Genomic DNA, 17,074 nt, shown 5'->3' on the forward strand with positions numbered 1-17,074 from the left:
TAGGGTTTCATCGCTACGGTGCGTCCAGCGTCGCGACGTGAACCGCGCACTACGATCACGACGCTCTGGCTACCTTCAGTGTATCCCGCGGGCGCTGCCCGAGCGGCGTCAGCGCCAGTCTCGAAATTCAGGTGGCGGCTTCAGCCGCCCGACGCGCGCGGCAAGCATCAGCGCCACCAATGCAATCGTCGGAACGGGGAAATGGTGAAACGACGTCGTCAGGGCGACAATCGTCAGGCGCTCGGCCCAAACGGAAAATTGGGATCGGGAAACACTCTGCAAGGCGACCTCCTCAAATGGTGCAATCGCCTTGTCCCTGTCTTTCTCCTTCCCTGTGGCCGCTTTGACGCGCTCAGGCCTTGGCCGGGCTGTGAATCTCCGTCCAGTCCCTCTTGCCGCTCTCAAGCCAATCTTGTCGCTTCAGGCGAAATATTTCCTGCGCATTGCGGGTCAGATCCTGGCTCACCGCATGCACAAAGCCGGAATTGATACCGGCCAGCTCGCGGGCGTCAGCAATGCGGAAAATGAATTTCGCTGGAATGAGCCCCCGGCGCGGTTCGATAAATTCCACGGTATGCACGACTTCACCTGAGTCGTTGTAGACGATCAGATTGAATATCTTATTGTATTCGTGAGTTTTCGTGACATCTCGCAAATACCAGTTCACCCCTTCAGAGTCTCTGGTTTCCTTAATCCACTCTCTAAGCTTGACGACGTCCATTGGGCCTAGTCCGCAACATTTGTGTCTGTGTCAGAGAGGCAGTGGCGAGAATCATTTCCTCAGAACTGCACTGTCTGCACTTGTGTAATCTAACAAACCCCTGTTGGGAATCGGGTTTTTTCCCGCGATGCCCGAAGTTTGCACCTATGAAAAGGGCAAACGCCGTGAAGGCGCTGCCCTGTTGTAACCCCGTCACGCCACCAGGACGTCCGGAAGTGTGGACTGTCGAGATACCTTGATCAGGAAATCGACGGCTTTTGAAGCCCTGCCGCTGGCCTTGATCAGCTCGGCCGGATGATCTTTCAGAATCCGCACCCACGACTGCAGGTAGCCGGCGTGATTGTCGAACAGCTTTTCTTCGACGGGCAACCCGATCAGCAGCCCCAGCTGCAGGGCGCCAAGTTCGGCGACCAGTTCTTCCCGCGCCCGGCAGTCCTGGTAGCGATAGGTTTCGAGCTTGCGGTCGAGCCGGTGCTTGGCACCAGTCCAGTGGATCAACTCGTGTCCGAGGGTGGCATTGTAACGATCCAGATCCTCGAACTGAGACGGGTGCGGCATGACGATCTGATCGCCTTCGGGATTGTAGAACGCCATATCGCCCTTGTGCAGCAGACTAAAGTCTATTCCGCGGAAGAAGGCATTTACGGCATCCGGATTGACGGGCACCGGGGCCGAAACCTGATAACACGCCTCCGGCAGCCCCTCGATCTGCTCCGCATTGAAGCAGATATAGCTCTTCAAAAATCGAAGGATTTTGGGGTCGTCGCCACCATCATCCTCAACGGCGGTCTGCTTGTAGAGGATGGCCGGGCAGCCCTTCTCGCCCTTACGGACGAAGCCGCCCAGTTCCTTGGCCTGGTGGAACGTATAGAACCGGGGGTTCGACCAGCCGTGCATAGCCATCTGCATGGCGAGCATCCACAGATTGGTGCCGGAAAAGGGCTGGCCATCGGCCCGGGTCGGGAGTTGGGGCTGCGACTGGTGTTTCCACGGACGTCGCCAGGGCAGTTCGCCCTTATCCATCCGGTTGATCAGTTCGGCGAGCAGGGTGTCGAGGGCGTTGGGTTTCACTGGAAATCTCCTTCTTTCACCTCCCCGTGGAGGCTCACCTTCGACGTCCCTTCCCTTCCTCCTTTCTGCGCCCGCGCGAACCAATCCTCCGTACGTCCCCTACATCGCGACGTCAGTGACCGGGTACTTCTCGATGATGCGGGTCAGCACATCGTCATTCGCGGGCACGAACACGCGCGGGACGCCGTGCAGCAGCTCGATGACACAGCCGAGTGCCCGCAGCGTCGGGAATTCGGCGCGGTTACCGGCGATCTCCAAACGCTTCTCTCCCATAAATCGGGATGACTTCAGGTGCAGACCGGGGGACAGCGACAGAGAGGCGCGCTCGCGCATGACCAGATCGCGGCAACGATCGGCGGTATTCGGCATCGAGCGCGTGACGTCGTGACCAAGCACACGGAGGAAGGCCAGGGCCTCAGCTTCATTGAGGATACGACCGAGCCACCGCTCTCCCGATGGCGATTTCAGGCGCTTGACCCGCGTGTACCCCTTAGCCAGATGCTTCCAAACAGGCAGCAGAAGCCCTGAGACGAGATAGAGGCGGTTCGTATCCCACGGATCAAGTTCGGCGTGTTCGGTCGACCAAGCGGCTTCCCACGCCGATAGTTCGGCTTCCTGCCAGCTCGATTCCTCGTATGTCGTCAGGGACGCCATGGTTCGCGATCCGTTGGGACGATAGATCCGGACCGCCGGTACGAGCAGATCCTTCTCGTCCGTGGTCGTGAGGCCGGTGATGAGGAGCCCGGTACGGTTGGTCTTAGTATTGATGACGGGAACGGCCTGACGTTGATTGTCGCGGATGACGCCGCGGGCATAGTCGAGATCGTACAAGTCGCGCTTGTAGCGGACCTTGAACTCGATCATCTGGGTCTCAGCCCCCGTCTCGTCAACGCGCACGACCCGGCTCTCGATCAGCTCCAGTTCGTCGGCAACCAGATCTTCGACGCCATTATCGATCGTGCCCGCGGCCTCCGCCTTCTCGATGATCCCGCGTAACCGGGTCTCAAAAGCGTCGAACAGCGCGTTCTGGTCTTGAATACGTTGCGCCAGAAGACGGTTCAGAAAGGTCGAGATGGGCGGCAAATCTTCGGCGGACTTCAGCACCCCGTCCCCGTCCCGCAACTGAAGCGCCGTCTTCTCTTCGAAGTCGGCGAGTGACATGCATTCGATCTGGCCGGCATACATGGCCTGGAAAAACGAAACCAGTGCACGGCGGGCGAACGCATTCTCCAGACTGTCTTCAGCCTTGAACATTCCGTTCGACGTCGAGCGACGCTCACCCTTCGACAAGGCCCCCAGGCTGTCCAGACGCCGGGCAATGGTGCTCAGGAAGCGCTTTTCACCTTTGATGTCGGTCGTCACGGGGCGGAATATCGGCGCGTGAACTTGATTGGTGCGGTGGGTCCGGCCGATACCCTGAATGGCCACATCGGCGCGCCAGCCCGGTTCCGCGAGATACTGGCACCGGCGGCGTGTATTCGAAAAGCGCCGATCCGCGTGGTAGCTGCGCCCCGTGCCACCCGCCGCCGTGAAGCAGAGAATGAGCTTTTCGCCGTTGTTGAAGGCGTCGGTCTCCGCCTTGTTCGCGGTCGTGCCGCGTCGCTCCAGCACCTGTTTGCCGTTCTTGATGACCACTCGGCGCGACCGGCCTGTCACCTCAGCGACCCTCTCCGGCCCGAAGTGGTGCAGGATCGCGTCCAGAGCGCCTGGGACCGCCGGAAGCAGCGCCAGCCCCATCAGGGCCTCCTCCCGCAGTGCCAGAGCCTCCTGAGACACCACAGCGCGTCCATCGGCGTCGAGAAGAGGTTTGACCGTCTTTTGGCCGTTGTCGTCCTCATCCTCCTGCATGGCATGGATGGGGAAGGCGTTGGTCAGATATTCGGTGACGAAATCGCGCGGGGTAAGATCGATGTTGAGGTCGTTCCAGTCAGCCGGAGATACCTCATTCAGGCGGCGCTCCATCGACGCTTCATTGGTAGAGATCAACTGCACCACGCAGCAATGGCCCGCCTCGACCTGCTGTTCCATATCGCGGATGATAGTAGGTGCCTTCAGCCCGCACAGGAGGGCATTGAAAAACCGCTGGCTGGTTGACGCGAAGGCCGATTTGGCCGCCGACTTGTGCTGGCCGGAGTTCGTACCCTCTTCACCGACGATGTTGGTCGCTTCGAGCGCCTTGTCGAGATTCTTATGGATCGTCTGGAACGCGCCGGCCCATGCATCCCAGATGGCGACGTCCTGTTCTGTCAGTTCGTGGCGCAGCGCATCGATCTCGACACCCTCGAAACTGATCATACGGGCGAGATAGAGCCCCTTGGCCTTCAATTCGCGGGCCACCAACTCCATAAATGCGATGCCGCCGTCGTCCGCCGCCTTCATGAAGTCCTCACGGGTCAGGAAGGGCGCTTGTGCGCTGCCCCAGAGGCCCAGACGCGGGGCGTAGGAGAGGTTGGCGGGCTCCGTCGCGCCGGTCGCGGACACATAGGTAACGCGGGCATTTGGCACCCGATATTGCAGCAGCAATCCAGCGAGGCCCTGCTGCGACGCCTTCCTGACGCCACGGTTGCCCTTGCCTGACGCAGCGTTGGCCAATTCGTGGCTCTCATCGAAGACCAGCGCCCCGTCGAAATCTTCGCCGAGCCATTCGACAACCTGATCCAGACGCGACTTTTTGCCGTTTCGCGCGGCCTGTCGCAGTGTGGCATAGGTGGTAAAGAGGATGCCCCGATCCATGCGGATGGCGGCGCCGAACTTGTAGGTCGACAGACCCACAATATCGTTCACGTCGCCACCGACCGACAGCCAGTCCCGGCGGGCATCTTCGATCAAGGTGTCGTTCTTCGAAACCCAGACTGCACGGGTGCGCCCCTGGGCCATGTTCTCAGCGATGATCGCGGATACGGACGTCCCCTTCCCGACGCCCGTGCCATCGCCGAGAAAGAAGCCCTGCCGCAGGGCAAACCCGCTCTCATCGTCGTCCTTCAGCGACGAGAAGCCCTGACCATCGTCATCGAGCTTCCAGCGTCCGGGTAGGACCTTGGAATGGGCCTGACCCGCATATAAAACGACTTCAAGCTGGGCTTCGGAGATATGACTGGCGATGGTTGAGGCCGGCAGCCGCGGGACGTAGCTGACCTCTGGCGCCGGTGTCGTTGCCATGGCGGAGGACTCAACCAGCACCGCCGGATGCGGGCGCTCCCGATCAGGCGTGAAGCGTGACACCTGATAAGCCGAGTAGAGCCCGACATCACGGGTCTGGCCTGACCATGCCTTTGGCTGGTAAGCGAGTTCAGCTACCGTCGATAAAAGACGGAGGCGGCCCGAGGCGAGCGGTCGCAGCGACGGGGTATCAGTGACCGTCGCAGACACCGTTCGGAACAGGCGAGGTTTCGCATTGGTCCGGGCCGGAAGGCATTGGACGGCCGCGATGGCCTCATCGAGCGTCTCGGATACGACGCGGTCAGGCAGGATGCCATCCCCGTTGATGCGATCAAAGACCAACAGCCCGGTGTCGACGCTGGTTCCGTGCTTGTAAAAGGCATTGGTCGGCAGCAATAGGCGGCATCGGATCTGACATACAGAGGCCAGGCGGCGGATCTCGGTCCCATCGAAGTATCCAGCGGGCACAATGGCGGCGACGCGGCCGTTGTCGGCCAGACAGGCGAGAGCCGCGCGCAGGTGGTCGTCAAGGTCAGTGAAGGGTGGATTCATCACCACAGCATCAAAGCTGCCGGAGGTCGACACGCGATCCTTCAGCTGGCGCGCGTCAAAGGCGGAATGGCCAGCCTGCGGGAAAAGCCCCTTCAGAACGCCATGGCGGGTCTCAGCCAGTTCGTTCAGATGAAGGCGCCCTCCGGCGACCTCGGCCAGAACGGCGAGCATCCCGTTGCCAGCGGAGGGTTCAAGGATCTGATCGCCCGCCCTGACCTGCGCGGCCAGAACCGCCAGAGCGGATATCTCCAGCGGCGTCGAAAACTGGTCGAACTCCACCTGTTCTTCAGACCGACGAGAGTGGGTCATGCCAAGGTTGGTGTAGGTGGCCAGGAGGCGTATCGTCTCCGCCGGCGAGTCTTCCAGACGGCCCAACTGGCTTTGCAGGCGGCGGGCATTGATAACCTGAGCCACTTCAATGGCCTCATAGGCCTGCTTCCAGGTCCAGCGACCGTCAGCATCGGTGCCGCCGAAGGCGAAGGCCATGATGTCGCGCATCAGTCCGGCCTCGATCTTGCGACCGCGGGCAAGGGACGGGAAAACTGAGCGACCGGCACCGAGGATAGCTGCGGCTTCATCGAACCTGGAGGGCGTGGCGGCAAAGAGGGAGAGGGTCATTGTAGAAATCCTTTTTCTGACGTGCCTGGTCATCAGGCATCCGCCCCTCACCTCCCTTTCCTCCTTCTTTCCCCTCCCCCGCTCCCGCCTGCACGCTTTTAGTTCGCGCGCATGAAAAAGGCCCCCTTGCGGGGGCCGTCCTCACGCCGCCAATGGCGCCTCCCCGTCTGTCGCTTGCAGTTCGGGATCGAACTCAGGCTCGAATTCGGATTCGGCGGTCGAACCGGTCTCGTCATCGCTCTCAGACAGGGTTTCATCGCCATCGTCAGGTGCCGCCAGTTCGAGATAATCGTCCTGATGGAAATTCAGCGCCGGGGGCACATAGCCGCGTTCATGGGCCAATCCGTGGATGGCTTCAGCCAGCTGACCGCGCTTGAGATGCGTATATTCTTCCGGATCGAGACCCATCTTGACCAGGATGGCCAGCAGAGCCTTTTTCGAGAAGGCCAGATAGTAGTCCGCGGCGACCTCCATATGAGATTTGAACTCATGGCCGATGGTGCGCGCGATCAGGATGGCCTCGGCGCGGGCATCCTGGCGGACATAGTCGGTTCGCAACTCCGACATATCCACCTGCGCGGCCGTGATATGGGCCAGCAGATCGAGCTTCTCACTCGGAGAGAGGGATGAGACCCATTCAAACGGGTGAAGGCCGGTGTCTTCGTAAAGCGCCTTGTATTTGCTCAGACGCTCGATGACCGGTGCAAGGAGCGGTGTATCGACGTCCTTCAGGCCTGACATACGGGCGCCTGCGCATACCTTGAGGATATATTTCGAGGCGTCATGGCTGCGGCCGAGCACAACCTGCTGAAACTGAGCCGAAAGCTGGACGTCGAGCGCGACCATCGGCGTGTCGATCAGACTGCGCGCCAGTGAACGGCCGGCAAGCGTCGTAGCGCGCTGGTGATGGGCGTGACCATAGAGGGTGACGTCGGGACGGAGATTGGATTTCGGGAGCGGCGTGGCGTCGACCGTCGGACCGTGACTGTAGGACGAACCGGCTGTACTGGTGAGATCATCGTCCTCCGCATCACGGGTCAGCAGGGCCTGATATTCGCCTTTATCGACATAGAAGCTGACCTTCACCTCCCCCTTGGCGCCAACGCACGCCTTGCAGGCCTTGGCGATCAGAGGGGTTGCTTCCGCATTGAAGGCTTCCAGCGCCTTGGCTGCGTAACTTTTGCAGAGATCGATGAACCGGCCGTGCTCGCCCTGTGTCCCGGCCTCATCTATATCCGCCTTCAGAGCTTCGGCCTCTGCCTTCAGCTCGGCGATGCGGCCGGTATCACCTTGGCTTAGACGCCTGTATTCCCATCCCAGTTCCTTGAAGCCATCCGGCGTTCCGTAGGGCAGGTTAAGAGAAAACTCGACGGAGAGCCCTGCCCCCTTCAGGGCCTTGATCACAGGCTTCATAGCGGCCTTCCACAGGTCGCCGACGATCTTCGGATCGAGGATCTTGTCGGGAAATTCTTCGAACAGATCCTGTTCGATACGACCGCCCTTGGCGAGGTAAGCCGAAAGCGGTACGGCATGGAGAAGGACGTCAGTGGCGAACAGGCCTTCGTCGAAGAGCTCGCGGATATTATAGTCCTGAATGGGACCTTCAGACTCCTCGATGAATTCGATCAGGGCCTCGATCTTCTCGGCGTCCTTGATGCGAGCGATCTGACGCAGGAGCGGGAGGCGGAAACGTTGCGCTTTAAACGCCGACAGGATGCGTATGTCGAGCTGGCCGAGGACCGACATTTTGCGGATTTCCTTGACCTCCATACCCAGGCTGCGGGCGATGTCGTCGAAGCCGTAGTGCTCGGAAATCAGCCTGTTGAGCGTGAGCAGAATGTCTGCGTACTGGATTTCTTTTCGCATGGCATTGGCGATAACGACCGCCTGGGCGATCTCGTCGTCGGTCTCGCACAGGATAGCGGTCACGAGATGATCGCTGGCAAGCCTTCCGGCTTCGATCAGGGAGGACCAGGCCAGGAAGCGGCGGCGCCCGTCGAGTATCTCGTAAATATCGGGCTGATCGGCTCGCTTTACGAACAGCGGTATTAACTGCCCCGCCGCGCCGGGTGCGAGGGTGGAGGCCAGTTCGGGGATTCCATCGTCTGCCCCCTCCCCTGCCCGCAAATTAAGAGAGGACAGCACCAGTTGGGCCACGGTCAGGGCGATAGAGGGTTTAGATGCGATTGAGGTCATTTTCGAGGTTCCCAGATCGGCTGAGGCCCATCCCCAGACCCGATCTACCCTGAAAAGCCCTTTCTCCTTCTTTCAAACGCCATCACCCCTGCGCCGGTGTTTCAGTCATTGCCCCCTGCCCTGCAACTTCGCCTCCATGATCAGCTCGCGGGGTATGTACTGGCGCCGTGAATCGTCATCCTCGTCCGCCATAGTACGCATTGAAGTCACTGTGGCCATTGGGTGGGAATTCAAGATGGCACGCATAGCCTTCGCCCAGGAGCGCACGTTCCAGCCGCTTTGAGAACGTCTCCCCGGCGGCCCCTGGTTCCGCTGCGATAACAACTCTCCGGACGCCTTCGGGTGGACGCCAGCTTGGGAATGATTTGACGCCTAGAAGCGCGTGGCATGGCAAGCTGAAGAACTGACTGGCCGACAGGGCTGAAGTGATCCCTTCTGCGATTACGATCTCAGAGTCGGGCTCATCGATCCGAACGGTCGCGCCCGGGGGTTTGCCGCCCACGAGCTTTCGAGGAATGTGCAGACGGGTATCCTTTCGGCCTGTTGGATCGAGATATGTAATCTCGGTGCCTGTATGCGTGCCGTCTCGGTTGGTGACCTTAGCCAGGAAGGCGTTTCGAAATTGGCGGCAATCCGGGGCATAGGCGCTCAAGGGTGCGTTTGGCGCGTGCCGAAATGCGGGTGAATCGACCTGTCTGGAAATTCTACGGGTCACGGTGAGCCATTTTTGTGAAAGGGTTTCTGATATCGGCTGCCCCGCCTCCCAGATCAGTCTTGCCATTGCCCGTTTCTCAGTGTCCGAACGCATAGGAATTGACGTGCGCCCTGGTTGGGGTCGGTCGATCAGCCTGTGGTCGTCGGAAACCAGATCCTCGGCCTTCAACCAGTCCATGACGTCTCGCCAGTCGTGATCACTGAAGGCGTGGACGCGGATCTTTCCATTCGGTGAGAGCAAAAGTGATATCGACCGGTCTGTGGGGCTGTGTCCGGGGCCCGGAATCATGGCTTTGTTGCCTCCGGCGTAAATCTCGCCGCCGAGCTTTTTAACGATGCTGTACATAGGTCCCTCCTCATTCACAGCCTTCAGACCCTGTCTCCGTTCTTTCAGGGGGTTATGGTCGGTCGTGATCTAAGTCGGTCGACTGGGCAATTCGGTCGTAAAGTGCATCATCATGCACTTTATAAAGCACTTTACCTTTTACATTACCGCATCAATAGCTTTCTGTTGTCACTAGCTTGTGATTGGCGTTATGAAGTGACCGTATTGCTAAATTGCTTTCAGAAGTGATTGACATTCTCATTATATTGTGATGGTAATTTACCATACATTATAATGGCATTATAAAGCTGTGGTGTGTCGAAAGATCATTATGTTGTGCAGGACTTTTGAAAGTATTGCTAAATGTGATGACCACATAAAGCGATTGTATTGTTGCGGTATCGCTCCGGCACAAGAAACGCGCAAGCTAATGACGTTATAAAGATAAAGTACTTTACCTTTTGCAAGACCAGATAAAGTGTCTGCATTTCATAGGGACGATAGGCATGACCTTCATAATTGCTTGTGCTTCTTCGAAAGGTGGCTGCGGCAAGAGCACGCTCGCTGTCGCCATCGGTGGCGTCTACGCCAGTAACGGCAGTTCGGTGCTGCTGATTGACGCAGACACCCGCCGTCGACTTGAAGATGAATGGTATAATCCGAAGACGGTAAGCTCGAACATCAGCGTGATCTCGACACGTTCAGAGGACATTGCCAAGGCGGTCGAAGCTCAGCGCGACAAATACGACGTCATCATCATCGATGTCGAAGGATCGGCCAACTGGGGCCTCGCGGAAGCGATCAAGGCAGCCGACTTCTGCCTGGTACCGTCGAACGTCAGCTTTCAGGACCTACGGGATGCCCAGCGCGTATATGATCACGTGGAATCTCTGAACAGTGAAAGCAAACGATACAGGCACTGCTGGATCGTCTGGAACCGTGTTCCGCCGGCCATTCGCTCGAAGGAGATGACCGCGACGATGGAAGAGGCTGTGGCGAACGGCCTTCGTGTCATCGGCACTGTCCATGAGCGCGATGCCTACAAGGCCATGTTCAGCTATCAATCGACGCTGGACAAGCTGAGGGCAGGGAACGCCGTGCCTTCGGCTGCCAAGGCTGAATCGGAGATCGCGCGCCTAATTACCGCGATGCACGACGAACTGCAGAAGAAAGCCGCTTAGGAGACGACCAATGAATGAACCCATGTCACGCGCCTCCTTGCGTCCGCCGTCGATCAAGCGCGAACCGATCGAGGAAGACGACGCCAAGCTTACGGAACTGGCTAAAAATAACGGCTTTGCGGCATCTGGAGGACCTTCATCCCCGCCGGAACCCAACCGGGCGCCGCCGGTAATTTCGCCGCAAGGGCAGGGGCAGGGGCAGGGGCAGGCTTTATCGTTGCGTGAACGCCGTCCACCGAAAGAGATCCGGAGCGTCGCCTTTAACTGCAAAATGAAACCCAGTGTCAAAGCCAGGCTTGATGAGATATGCGTCGAGCGGGGCATCTCCCAGGCAGACCTTCTTGAAGAGTTGGTCGCCCAGTACGAATAGACATAACGGCCCACCTATCCGGTGGGTCTTTTTTTGGGAGTAGGCCAGGAGATATCCACAGCCCTTCCTGCCGAGCCCTCGTTGTTATATATATGTTAGAGTCTTGTTACGGTCCCTGAACTGACCTCTATCTGATTGTATCTATTTAAGAATGATCATACCCCCGGTGGGCACTATGACGTATGCCGGTGGGCTGATAGACGAATGACGGTGGGCAGTCCGACGATGCTCTAACGGTTTTGATATTTGCGCCGGTTCTGAGCATTATAATACCGCATGAGTCTATTTCAGAGACTCTTTGGGCACCGATCGTACCTAAAGGGGGACTCGGATATGCCGACGTAGGTGGGTACTACGACGAAAATTGCCGGCATGATCTGTCAACTCGGTCTGTCAGTTAATTGAATCCATTGGGTTTATTCTAAATGTTAATTCTAACCCACTGCTTTAATAGCGGTTTGGCGTCATCGCGGTGGGTAGTCCGACGAAAACTGATTCGGTGGGTGGGTACTACGACGAAGAATGCATTTACCGAAGGCTCGAATCGATGTTTGCTACCCGTTGATCAGAAAATTTGAAAAACGCTCCTTATTTCAAGTTCTTACAAGCACTCTGATTGCCCGTCTCAAACGAGGCTTTCGAATAGGGTGTGCAGAACGACGAAAATAGTGTACGCAAGGTGGGCAGAACGACGAAAACATCTGCACCGATTCCCGAGTTTCTTTGGCTGCCCGTCCTGCGTTGGGCCAGAATGCCCACCGGGTGGGAAGAACGACGAAGATTGGGTGGGTAGAACGACGAAGATTTTATAGGCTTGAACGCGAGTGGAATGATGGCGCCGGCAAAGTTGAGAAAAAAAGATATCAACATGGTCAGCGGCAAGTTCCTGCGCATTGAAAAGCAGGCTTCGCTATTTGCTGAAGAGGATCTGCCGTCCCTTGAGGAGGAGACCGCTGACCCATCCGAGACGGAAGAACCCGCAAAAGCGGGTAGGGGCAGGGGAGGGAAGGCCGAGCGTTCAGCGCTGCTTCCCGAGCGCCACGCACCGGATCTCTTCTTCCTCGTCGAGCCTGTGGGGGACCTGACTTTTAAAGGCGACATGGCATCCCTCGAACACCCGTTGTTCAGCCTGAGCATGAAGCCCGACCTCAAGATCCGGAAATACGAACACCGCGACGTCGTCGTAACGGTCACGCCAAGCGTTAAGGGCCTCGCCAATATCTATGATTTCGACATCCTGATTTATCTGATGAGCCATCTCCGGCGCGCGATGAATGATGGCCTGCCCACAGAAAAGCTCATTCGATTTACCGCACTCGATTTTCTTCAAAACACAAACCGTCCGACGGGCGGGTCTGGGTACAATTCGCTGAGAGACGGTTTGGAGCGCCTGGCGGGTACCCGGATCGGTACGAACATCAAGACCGGCGGCGAAAAGGTCTATCACAACTTCACGCTCATCGACCATTTCACGATCGTTCGCGAGGAAAAGAGCGATCGCATGTTGGAAGTCGAGGTCAGAATATCCGACTGGCTCTACCGCGCGGTCGACGCGAAGGAAGTGCTGACGGTTCATCGCGATTATTTCCGCCTGCGCGGTGCGCTTGAGAGAAAGCTCTACCAGCTGGCTCGAAAGCACTGCGGCACCCAGACGCAATGGCCGATATCCTTCGAGGTCTGCCACAAAAAATCCGGGGCACAGTCGTCAATGAAGGAATTCAGGCGGATGGTCCGCGACATTGTCGAGGAAAACGAGCGCTCCGACCACTTTCCCGATTACAAGATACACATTGAGGAATCGAATATCGTCTTCACCAAGCGGCTGCGCACGCGCTTGCCGCGGACGCCTGCGGCCGAGCGCAAGCTTCGGGTAAGCCTCGAAACCTACGAGAAGGCGAAGGCTGTGGCGCCCGGCTACGATGTGTATGCCCTGGAAGCGGAATGGCGGGATATGTCCTTGCAGGTCGGCGAGCCGGTGAAAAATCCGGATGCCGCCTTTCTCGGCTATTGTAAATTCCGAGCCGGGCAATCCCCAAAACGATAGCCTGTTTCTGGGGATGTCTTTGTGTTAAAGAGTGGGCAATGCCAGCCCCGGAACCCAAACGACAGCAGGATTGCCCGATCGAATTTCGGGAAGATTACGCTGCGCCCTTTGCGGGTGAGCGCCGCCGTGGGCTACATCCAGGTTTCATCCTTTTCGCGATTCTAGGCCTTGCTGGCGCTGCTATTGGCTTATGGGTTCTGATCCGCGGATAGGTGAATTCAGGCCGTCACTCCCTCTGACGACACCCGCCATCGAAAGAAGGCGCCCCTGGTATCCACGACGCGATCGGCAAAATCTTCTCTGAGGAATGACCTGGCCCAGCCCGCCCGGTTGCGGACGGCTGGATCACAGGCCGCCTGGATCAACAGATAGGACGCGCCAATCTCTCCGAAGCGGTGCTGGAGCTGGTGAACGATTGCAGCCTTGAGCCGAATGTCCGCCGCGGCCGCATTTCCGTAGAGCCTCAAGCGGGAACCGGGTGGAAGCTTTTTCGTTTCCAGGAGGGGTAGCCCCTTGGCCTCGAAAGCGTTCTCGACATTTCGAATGAGGGTTTCTGGGTCCGGTCCCAGGACGCCGGCACGCCCGGCTATTTCAGCCGTGTCGGGCTCACATACCGTTTCTGAGGTCGTCTGTTCGTCCACTACATCTATAGAGATGATCTTCGGATTGTACGTCATTTGGGCGTCGTGAGAGTCACCCTGGGGTGACTCGTCTTTACCTACATCGATGCCGATAGCGATGCGGCGCTTCAAATCGTCCACGGCTTTGGTGGTCTCGATCAGGGGCTCGATCCCGCTTTGACTATCCTCTCGCCTGCGGCCGACATCGCATGTTCGGATTAGGGCTTCAACCTCTGAGCCCAACGCGCCGTGTGCAGACAGCCGCAGGCCTTCCAAGGCGATTTTCAGGGTCGAATATTGCCTCCGGATCATGGTGAGGGCCGACCGGCGGCCGGCGCGTTCGGCTTCGGCGATGGCCAATTCCGAGGTCCGGGCGAATGCAGGTAATAGATTGATCCCGTTTGATCTCGACCGATTTCGGTCAGGCGCGTCGTTGCACCATACAAGCACTCGGTCACGTAACTCTGCGAGTGCCTTTTGGACGGTGCGCCTGGCCATACAAAGCATGTGCTCCAGAGTTTCATTTTTGGCGAAGACGGTGAAGGCGGTCATATCCGAACCCATACCGCTGTCCGCCATAAGTATAGCCTTGGCCTGTATTTGGAGGAGGGCGAGCATCAGAAGTTTCGCCCGCCGACTGAGGTCCGGTGTGCCGTTGACATAGCGCCGGATGAGTTTCAGCGCCTGATGATAGGTGACGCCGTCAGGAAGGCCGATATAGGTTTGCGCGAGATGCTCGCCCCGCAGACTATTGGGCGTGACGGTTCGATGCCCGGTTTTGCCGTACATGGAATATCCTTATGAGGGAAGCGTCAGGCAAAGCTCCGCCATGGCTCATTTTGAGCGCATATTCGTTGACAGGGCAGGGGAGGGGGACTTATAGTTTAGGTGTGAATTAACTCGATGGCTTAGGCCATTTTTGTTCCCCCGCCGCAGCTCTGTTGTGGCGGTTTTTCTTTGTCCGGACCTCCGTATGGTGACAGGCGCCTTGACGCGGGCGCCGGCGAGATACCCGGCGGCGGAGACTTTTCTCGTCCGCAGCCGAAAGCAGAAAGTTACGCTTCTCTGTTGCCCAACCGGCCTTTGGCCGGTCGTGTGCCGGGGAGAAACCCGATACTGAAACGATTCCCACTCAAATCAATCACTGATTGATTTGAGTGGGCGACAAAAGACCATGAGGCCTTGTCGAAGGTCAGACGCCGTAGAAGCTCTCCTCCATTTGGCGCCGGACTTCCCAGACAGATCTGGGATGGCCGCGGCGATCAAAGAACAAAGACCGGTTGCTGCTGGCCGCGCGCGGGGTGATGAGAGGTGCGGGGAGGGAAGGGCTTGCCGTTAAAAAGCGGGTGCCTTCATCGGCTCCGAAGAAGTGGAAGGCATAGAGATCCACTGCGCTGGGCCCGCGACCCAGGAGTTGGCGTAGTTCAGCGGCGTTGTCTCGCGTGTGCAGAGCGGCCATCGCTGCGTTTAGCTTGGGATCGTAACGCAGCGCCAGCAACCGCCACCGGGCAAGCACCGATGACGGTCGGCATCGACCGCTTGACGATCTGGACATCGCTGAAGCTTCCTCGATCCCGTACGCCGCGCCGTACTGACGCAGAACGCAAAGCCAGGTATTCTCTGTAAACTGGAACAGGCCCGAGGCTGACGAGGTCGGCGCTCTTGCCAGATGATCGAAACGGCTCTCCCTATGGGCCAAGGCAAGGAAATACGCAGGGTCAACGGAATATGAAACAGCGGTGGCCCGCACCAGGGACTGGTTCGCCATCTGGGCAACTGACAGGGTCGTCTTGCCGTTTTCGAACCGTCGCGCCAGATTAAACCGTCTTTGACGGCCTATGGGCTTTCTCACATGGTTAAAAGCCTTGAGGCGCTCCAGCCGTGCCCCCGCTATAGCTACGCGAACGTCAGGCGCGATGCTCATCTCGGTTAGAAAATCGGAAAAGGCCTCAGGTTGAAATGCGATCGGATCACGCGGCGCGCTCTCGGCCCGGCCAGACGTGAAAACGGCAATCGCGAATGTAACGCTAAGCCAGACGCCGTTGGACATGGCTAACCCTAAGTTTGCTGGCGCCAGGAACGCTTTTCTGGATAAGCGACGAGACCCGATAGGTGAGGTCCTCGTTGCTGGTGTAGGATTCCGCGATCAGGAATACCTCATGATTTTTGACGGCAAGATAGTGCGTAAGCGCCATCAGGTGCTCGACTTTGCCGACATCGCCACTGAGGAGCTTTTTCAGGGTCGGCGGAGATATTCGCATATGGTTGCAGATTGCGGTCGTGTGCATAGCATCGGGGTCAGACGCCGACCGCATCTTAACCAGGCACTTGAGCACGCGAGAGAGACGCAGGCGCGTATCATCTCCCGAGAAGGCGTTTTGAGAACTGTTGGTCATGTAGCCACCCCTCCCTCACGCGAGGATAAGTGACATAGGTTCGCAATCAAATCAAGCGGTGATTGATTTGTCGCATCACTAGCGCCCAAGGCGAGGTGATAATGTTGAAAATATTGAGATTAATACCGGACGATGTAGATATTTGGGGCGCGTGCACGGCAAGGGTCACGTTGTCCGCCAGACGCGCATTTTAAGGCTCAGGTCGCGAGTGCGCCATCCGTCACCAGTTCCGCGACCTGTTCCGGCGGAATGACGTATTTATTGCCGTTGTGAACGATCAGATAGAGGCAGTAGAGATAAAGCGCCGCCACGCCGACGGTCCGCTTGTTCCATTTGTACTGGATGAAGGAATCGCGGGTCGATTCCCGAATGCGTTCGACGGCATCTTCAAGGCGGGTGTTCAGCTCCGGGGTCAAGTTGACACCCTGCTTCTTCTGCTGATCGTAAGTGTACTTGTCGTATATCCGTTGCCAGACTTCATCGCCAGAAAAGCTCAGGAGGTAGCACAAGGCTTCCGGGAGAATGCTTTTGGTCGAAGCGGGTCTTTTGTATCGGCCAATGTACTCGGCCAGCCCAAGTTCAATGACATTGCTGAACTCTTCATCGCTGATCAGATTCAGCACGACCCGGCGCCCATTGGCCAAAGGCCCTGGCGACCCTTTCTTTTGCTTTTTCGGCCGAGCCGGGGTCGAGGTTCGTACCGCCTTGGCGGGCTCTCCGGCAGCGTTGTTTTCGGCGGATTTTGTCGAACGCGGCATGTCTGATCCAGGAAAGTGGAAGGCTGGTGAAGAATATCGTCAATTGCACATGAGGGCAAGTCAATCGCCGCTTGATACGGGGCGCTCCTACCTAACCGCAGGATCTATGTCATTGGCAAGACACGGATTTTGGCAGCGGGTCTCGAAGAAGGCACCAAAGCGAAACAAAATTATTTTTGTTTCCAGAATCGAAAGAAAATTTTCCGGCTTGCAAAGATTTCTTTTGATTTTGAAACTTTCCTTTGGTCCGAGAAAAATAATCTTTCAAAATCTAAAATAATTTTTCACGCTCTATTATCGGTCCTTCGTGGTCTATTTGACGTCATCCTAAGAAAAGTGAATTTATTAA

The 17,074-nt window shown here is 57.6% G+C and carries 14 protein-coding genes; 4 read left to right on the top strand and 10 right to left on the bottom strand.

Translation table 11 applies throughout. From position 1 onward, the window contains the following. Positions 1-108: 108 nt before the first annotated feature. The 6 genes from PQU92_RS13975 to PQU92_RS14000 form a co-directional block, all read right to left on the bottom strand. A complete protein-coding gene (locus PQU92_RS13975; RefSeq protein WP_272748865.1) occupies positions 109-282 on the bottom strand; it encodes a hypothetical protein in 174 nt (57 codons plus the stop codon). Positions 283-352: 70 nt separating this feature from the next. Continuing rightward, positions 353-721, bottom strand: coding sequence for a hypothetical protein (locus PQU92_RS13980; RefSeq protein ID WP_272748866.1), 369 nt, complete (start codon positions 719-721; stop codon positions 353-355). Between the two features lie 192 nt (positions 722-913). After that, positions 914-1,792 (bottom strand): ArdC family protein, encoded by an 879-nt coding sequence (locus tag PQU92_RS13985; RefSeq protein WP_272748867.1) that lies wholly within the window; start codon positions 1,790-1,792, stop codon positions 914-916. A 99-nt stretch (positions 1,793-1,891) separates the two neighbouring features. After that, the gene (locus tag PQU92_RS13990) at positions 1,892-6,121 is read right to left on the bottom strand and encodes a strawberry notch-like NTP hydrolase domain-containing protein (protein ID WP_272748868.1); all 4,230 of its coding nucleotides are present in this window, start codon (positions 6,119-6,121) and stop codon (positions 1,892-1,894) included. A gap of 141 nt (positions 6,122-6,262) precedes the next feature. Beyond that, entirely contained in the window at positions 6,263-8,317 is a 2,055-nt protein-coding gene (locus tag PQU92_RS13995; protein ID WP_272748869.1) for a ParB/RepB/Spo0J family partition protein, read from the bottom strand. A gap of 175 nt (positions 8,318-8,492) precedes the next feature. Continuing rightward, positions 8,493-9,377 (bottom strand): DUF7146 domain-containing protein, encoded by an 885-nt coding sequence (locus PQU92_RS14000; protein WP_272748870.1) that lies wholly within the window; start codon positions 9,375-9,377, stop codon positions 8,493-8,495. Between the two features lie 485 nt (positions 9,378-9,862). Between PQU92_RS14000 and PQU92_RS14005 the strand changes: the two genes are divergently transcribed. From PQU92_RS14005 to PQU92_RS14015, 3 genes are all read left to right on the top strand, one after another. Then, positions 9,863-10,537, top strand: a complete 675-nt coding sequence (locus PQU92_RS14005; RefSeq protein WP_272748871.1) for a ParA family protein — start codon at positions 9,863-9,865, stop codon at positions 10,535-10,537. A 10-nt stretch (positions 10,538-10,547) separates the two neighbouring features. Further along, positions 10,548-10,907 (top strand): RepB family protein, encoded by a 360-nt coding sequence (locus PQU92_RS14010; protein ID WP_272748872.1) that lies wholly within the window; start codon positions 10,548-10,550, stop codon positions 10,905-10,907. A gap of 829 nt (positions 10,908-11,736) precedes the next feature. Next, positions 11,737-12,951: a replication initiator protein A gene (locus tag PQU92_RS14015; RefSeq protein WP_272748873.1), complete on the top strand. Its 1,215-nt coding sequence runs from the start codon at positions 11,737-11,739 to the stop codon at positions 12,949-12,951. A 218-nt stretch (positions 12,952-13,169) separates the two neighbouring features. Here PQU92_RS14015 and PQU92_RS14020 read toward each other — a convergent pair whose 3' ends face one another. From PQU92_RS14020 to PQU92_RS14035, 4 genes are all read right to left on the bottom strand, one after another. Beyond that, on the bottom strand, positions 13,170-14,360 hold the full coding sequence (locus tag PQU92_RS14020) for a helix-turn-helix domain-containing protein (protein ID WP_272748874.1): 1,191 nt from the start codon (positions 14,358-14,360) through the stop codon (positions 13,170-13,172). Between the two features lie 403 nt (positions 14,361-14,763). Beyond that, entirely contained in the window at positions 14,764-15,621 is an 858-nt protein-coding gene (locus PQU92_RS14025) for a transglycosylase SLT domain-containing protein (RefSeq protein WP_272748875.1), read from the bottom strand. Further along, positions 15,599-15,967 (bottom strand): hypothetical protein, encoded by a 369-nt coding sequence (locus PQU92_RS14030; protein WP_272748876.1) that lies wholly within the window; start codon positions 15,965-15,967, stop codon positions 15,599-15,601. The genes PQU92_RS14025 and PQU92_RS14030 overlap by 23 nt, the downstream gene beginning before the upstream one ends. 197 nt (positions 15,968-16,164) lie before the next feature. Further along, positions 16,165-16,590, bottom strand: coding sequence for a hypothetical protein (locus PQU92_RS14035; RefSeq protein WP_272748877.1), 426 nt, complete (start codon positions 16,588-16,590; stop codon positions 16,165-16,167). 13 nt (positions 16,591-16,603) lie between these two features. On the opposite strand from PQU92_RS14035, the gene PQU92_RS14040 reads away from it, so the two are divergent. Then, a complete protein-coding gene (locus PQU92_RS14040) occupies positions 16,604-17,005 on the top strand; it encodes a hypothetical protein (RefSeq protein WP_272748878.1) in 402 nt (133 codons plus the stop codon). Positions 17,006-17,074: the final 69 nt, after the last annotated feature.

This window comes from Asticcacaulis aquaticus (assembly GCF_028550415.1).
Lineage (GTDB): Bacteria > Pseudomonadota > Alphaproteobacteria > Caulobacterales > Caulobacteraceae > Asticcacaulis > Asticcacaulis aquaticus.